The sequence below is a fragment of the Sarcina ventriculi genome, assembly GCF_900456775.1.
GTDB lineage: Bacteria > Bacillota > Clostridia > Clostridiales > Clostridiaceae > Sarcina > Sarcina ventriculi.
The window spans coordinates 1-5,009 of record NZ_UAUL01000005.1 but is presented as its reverse complement, the minus strand read 5'-3'; the positions used below and the strand labels follow the sequence as shown (position 1 = coordinate 5,009).

6 protein-coding genes are annotated in these 5,009 nt (G+C 27.6%); 5 read left to right on the top strand and 1 reads right to left on the bottom strand.

All coding sequences use genetic code 11. From position 1 onward, the window contains the following. The first annotated feature begins 142 nt into the window (after positions 1 to 142). Positions 143 to 2,137, top strand: a complete 1,995-nt coding sequence (locus DR020_RS03985) for an FAD-dependent oxidoreductase (RefSeq protein WP_112365341.1) — start codon at positions 143 to 145, stop codon at positions 2,135 to 2,137. A gap of 42 nt (positions 2,138 to 2,179) precedes the next feature. Here DR020_RS03985 and DR020_RS03980 read toward each other — a convergent pair whose 3' ends face one another. Continuing rightward, a complete protein-coding gene (locus tag DR020_RS03980) occupies positions 2,180 to 2,728 on the bottom strand; it encodes a PadR family transcriptional regulator (RefSeq protein ID WP_055257379.1) in 549 nt (182 codons plus the stop codon). A gap of 168 nt (positions 2,729 to 2,896) precedes the next feature. Between DR020_RS03980 and DR020_RS03975 the strand changes: the two genes are divergently transcribed. From DR020_RS03975 to DR020_RS03960, 4 genes are all read left to right on the top strand, one after another. Further along, positions 2,897 to 3,388, top strand: coding sequence for a phenolic acid decarboxylase (locus DR020_RS03975; protein WP_055257380.1), 492 nt, complete (start codon positions 2,897 to 2,899; stop codon positions 3,386 to 3,388). Between the two features lie 24 nt (positions 3,389 to 3,412). Then, positions 3,413 to 3,904, top strand: a complete 492-nt coding sequence (locus DR020_RS03970; RefSeq protein ID WP_055257381.1) for a phenolic acid decarboxylase — start codon at positions 3,413 to 3,415, stop codon at positions 3,902 to 3,904. 117 nt (positions 3,905 to 4,021) lie between these two features. Next, entirely contained in the window at positions 4,022 to 4,687 is a 666-nt protein-coding gene (locus DR020_RS03965; RefSeq protein ID WP_055257382.1) for a GntR family transcriptional regulator, read from the top strand. A gap of 183 nt (positions 4,688 to 4,870) precedes the next feature. Further along, the coding region (locus DR020_RS03960; RefSeq protein WP_146739584.1) for a flavodoxin family protein at positions 4,871 to 5,009 on the top strand (139 nt) is incomplete at its 3' end.

Sequence of the window (5,009 nt, the reverse complement as noted above, 5' to 3'; positions counted from 1 at the left end):
AAATAAAACATGTTTGTATTGACATGTTTTATTTTGATATATATAATATATTTATCTTAATTAAATTTTAATATTATAAATAATGTTTATTTAATTGTGTTAAGATTGTTAAGAATTTAGTAAATATTTTTTAGGAGGGTTTATGAATAAATATAGAAAGTTATTTGAGCCGACAAAAATTGGTAATTGTGAGATAAAAAATCGTTTTGCCATGGCTCCTATGGGACCTCTTGGACTTGGAGATAGTGACGGTGGATTTAATCAAAGAGGAATTGATTATTATACCGAAAGAGCTAAAGGAGAAACTGGACTTATTATCACAGGAGTAACTTTTGTGGATAATGAAATTGAAAAACACGCCATGGCAAATTTACCATGTTCAACTCTTAATCCAATCCAATTTATTAGAACAGCAAGGGAAATGACAGAAAGAATACATGCATATAATGCAAAAGTGTTTCTTCAAATGTCAGGTGGCTTTGGTAGAGTTGCAATTCCAGAAGTTCTTGGTGATTTTCCACCAATTGCTCCATCAGAAGTTGAACATAGATGGCTAGATAAAACTTGTCGTGAACTTGAGATACATGAAATAAAGTCTATAGTTAAAAAATTTGGTGATGGAGCATTTAATGCTAAAAAGGCTGGATTTGATGGAGTGCAAATTCATGCTGTTCATGAAGGGTATTTAATAGATCAGTTTGCAATTTCATTTTTTAACAAAAGAACTGATGAATATGGTGGAAGTTTGGAAAATAGACTTAGATTTGCTCGTGAAATAGTTGAAGAAATTAAAAATAGATGTGGAAGTGATTTCCCAGTAACTTTAAGATATTCACCAAAAAGCTTTATTAAAGATTTTAGAGATGGTGCTCTTCCAGATGAAGAATTTATTGAAAAAGGAAGAGATTTAGAAGAGGGTATAGAAGCTGCAAGACTTTTAGTATCTTATGGATATGATGCGTTAGATATAGATGTTGGTTCATATGATTCATGGTGGTGGAGCCATCCTCCTATGTATCAAGCAAAAGGACTTTATAGATCATTTGCAAAACTTATAAAAGAAATTGTAGATGTTCCAATTTTGTGTGCAGGAAGAATGGATAATCCAGATATGGCATTAAAATCTATAGAAGATGAAACTTGTGATATTATAAGTTTAGGAAGACCACTTCTTGCAGATCCTGACTATGTAAATAAACTTAGAGGAAATAAAGTTAAATCAATTAGACCATGTATTTCATGTCAAGAGGGATGTATGGGAAGAATTCAACATTATTCAATGCTTAATTGTGCAGTAAATCCTCAAGCGTGTAAAGAAAGGGCTAATGCATTAAACCCTATATCAAGAAAGAAAAAAGTTCTAGTTGTTGGAGGGGGAGTTGCAGGATGTGAAGCTGCTAGAGTTTTAGCTCTTAGAGGACATGATGTTACTCTTTATGAAAAGGAAGATAGATTGGGTGGTAATTTAATTCCAGGTGGAGCTCCAGATTTTAAAGAAGATGATATTTTACTTGCTACTTGGTATACCAATACTTTAAAAGAATTAGGAGTAAAAGTTAATTTAAATTCAAAGATTACAAAAAATGAAATTTTAAATTTTAATGCAGATTCTGTGATAATAGCAACAGGATCAACACCAAGAGTATTTTCTTTAGGTGATGATGATAAAGTATTTACCGCAGCTGATGTATTAATGGATAAAAAAGATTGTAAAAGTAATGTGGTTATAATTGGTGGAGGACTTGTAGGGTGTGAAACTGCATTATATTTAGCTAAAAAGGGTAAAAAGGTAACTATAATTGAGGCACTACATAAGCTTTTAGCTGTTAATGGACCTTTGTGTTCTGCAAATAAAGAAATGTTAGAAAAATTAATTCCTTTTAACAATATAGATGTTAAATTAAATTCTAAAGCTAAATTTTTTAAAGATGGAGTTTTAGAAATTGAAAATAAAAACGGAATAGAAAAAATTAATTGTGACTCAGTTATACTTTCTGTTGGATATAAGGAAGAAAATTCATTATATAAAGAGTTAGAATTTGAGTTTTCAGATATTTATCTTTTAGGTGATGCACGTAAAGTCTCAAATATAATGTATGCTATTTGGGATGCTTATGAAGTTGCAAACCATATATAATACATAAATGTTAATAAAGCTATATAATTTAATTATACAGCTTTATTTTGTTGTAATCATAGATATACAATCATCAATCCATTCTATATAAGTTTTTTCACGCATTATTGCACCTTTTAATACTATAAAGTCTCCAAAACCATGAGATGATGAATTTGATATATTTTTATCTTTAGATAATTCTTCCATGTAGATTTCTAAGTATTCTAATTTTTCTAAATGCTTAGATTTAGAACTATTAAATTGTTTTAAAAGAGTTTTAGTATCCATTTCATCAGAAAAATAAACTTTAAGTTTAAATATATCTTTAGGTGTCTGCTCTAATGGATCATCTTTTTCAAGCCATTTTTGTAGAGCTTTTCGTCCATTATCTGTTATTGTATAAAGTTTTTTTTCAAGCTTTTCACCTTGAATAATTATTTCATAAGAAATCAAACCTTCATCTGTTAATTTTTTTAATTCAGGATAAATTTGACTATGCTTAGCATACCAAAAATTAACTAATCCGTTATTAAATTCTTTTGTTATATCATAACCTGTTAACGGTTTTCTATTTATTAATCCTAATATGGCGTATTTTAAAGTTCTCATAAAAGAGTAATTAAATCTCCTTTCTGTATAATCATTTATAATTGTATCATTTTTTTTTATAAAGTAAAGAATAGTATTAGATATTTGTTGACAATAGATAATAAATGATATAAAATTAAACATGTAAATACGAACATGTTTAATTTTATATGATAAGGAGAGATAAAAATGAAAGATTTTATAGGAATGCAATTTATTTATACATACGATAATGGATGGGAATATGAACTTTACGTAAAAAATGAAACTACAATAGATTATCGTATTCATAGTGGTATGGTAGCTGGTAGATGGGTAAAAGATCAAAAGGTTGATATAGTAAAATTAACTGATGGTGTTTATAAAATTTCTTGGACTGAACCAACAGGAACAGATGTATGTTTAGATTTTATGTTAAAGGAAGATAGAACTCATGGAACTATATTCTTCCCTAAATGGGTTCATGAACATCCAGAAATAACTGTTTGTTTCCAAAATGATTTTATCCCTGTAATGGAGGAGTCAAGATTAAAATATGATACATATCCAAAATATGTAGTACCTGAATTTTCAACTATCACATATAAAAAATATGTAGGAGAAAATGATGAATCTATAATTTCAGTTGCACCTTATAAAGGAATGACTGATGAAATAAGAGCAGGTAAATTTTATAAATAGTTTTTATAGAAAAGAAGTGATTTTATGAAAAATTTTTTAGGACATCATATAATCTATACATATGATAATGGTTGGGAGTATGAAATCTATATAAAAAATCAAACTACAATAGATTATCGTATTCATAGCGGTATGGTAGATGGTAGATGGGTAAAAGATCAAAAGGTTGATATAGTAAAATTAACTGATGGTATTTATAAAGTGTCTTGGACTGAACCAACTGGAACAGATGTATGTTTAGATTTTATATTAAGTGAAAATAAAACTCATGGATCTGCTTTTTTCCCTAAATGGGTTCATGAACATCCAGAGATAACAGTATGTTTTCAAAATGATTTTATCCCTGTAATGGAGGAGTCAAGATTAAAATATGACACATATCCAAAATTTGAGTTATATGAATTTTCAACTATTACATATAATAAATATGTAGGAGAAAATGATGAATCTATAATTTCAGTTGCGCCTTATAAAGGAATGACTGATGAAATAAGGGATGGTAAGTTTTATAAATAATATTATAGAGCCACATTAAAACTTCTTAATGTGGCTCTATCTTTTTATGGATTTAAATAAATAATTTATGATATTATAATTATAGATATTTTAATAAAATTTATAAAAGGAGAGCATATGGCTATATTGAAAAAACAATCTTTAGTGGATCAAATATATGATGAAATAAAAAAGCAAATCATAGAGCTTATAATTCCACTTGGGAGCAAATTAAATGTTAGTGGGCTTCAGGATAAATTTGGAGTTAGTAGTACTCCAATTAGAGAAGCTATAAATAGATTACAAAAAGATGGAATTGTAGAATATGAAAATAATATAGGGGCAAAAGTTATAGATATAACTGATAAAGATGTATGTGAAATCCAAGAAGTTAGTTTTGCTCTTTTAACTGGTGCAGTTAGATATGCTATGCAAAAAGGAAATAATATAGAAATTTCAAAAGAAATTCAAATATATATAGATAAACTAATAAATTCAAATGATAAAGAACAGTTTGCAACATATATTTTAGATATCTCTAATGTTTTTTATAAACATGCTAATAATTCAAGACTTATAGGAAGTGCCAATCTTATGTATGCTCAACAAGCTATTTTGAGGACTATTTTTGCAAAAGAATCTATAAATGAAGAGGAATTTAAAAGAGAGTATATTAAAGACTTTTTAGATTTATATCAAGCTGTTAAAGAAAATAATGAAATTGAAGCTATGAAGGCTTTTGAACGCAATAATTTTAGGGCAAGAAAGGTTATTATTCGTGGAATAAAAAAATTAAAAAAGTAGAAATAACTCGATTCGTTTTAAAAGATGAATCGAGTTATTTTAGTTAAAATGATATTGTTTTTTTATAAATATAAGTGATATAATAATATCATATATTATATATCTTGCAAGATATATAATATATGATATTGAATATTGTTTTGGTTATGTTAATCTATGGATAGATAATAGGAGAAATGAAATATGAAAGTTTTAGGAATTAGTTGTGGAAGAAAATTAGGTAACACGGAAATTTTAGTAAAAGAAGCATTGATGGGAGCTGAAAATTTAGGAGCAGAAGTTGAACTTGTAAGATTAAATGATTTAAATCTTAAGCCTTGTA

Excerpts from the sequence above, each read along its gene's own strand:
- DR020_RS03985 (WP_112365341.1), top strand. The coding sequence starts at position 143 with ATGAATAAATATAGAAAGTTATTTGAGCCGACAAAAATTGGTAATTGT.
- DR020_RS03980 (WP_055257379.1), bottom strand. The coding sequence starts at position 2,728 with ATGAGAACTTTAAAATACGCCATATTAGGATTAATAAATAGAAAACCG.
- DR020_RS03975 (WP_055257380.1), top strand. The coding sequence starts at position 2,897 with ATGAAAGATTTTATAGGAATGCAATTTATTTATACATACGATAATGGA.
- DR020_RS03970 (WP_055257381.1), top strand. The coding sequence starts at position 3,413 with ATGAAAAATTTTTTAGGACATCATATAATCTATACATATGATAATGGT.
- DR020_RS03965 (WP_055257382.1), top strand. The coding sequence starts at position 4,022 with ATGGCTATATTGAAAAAACAATCTTTAGTGGATCAAATATATGATGAA.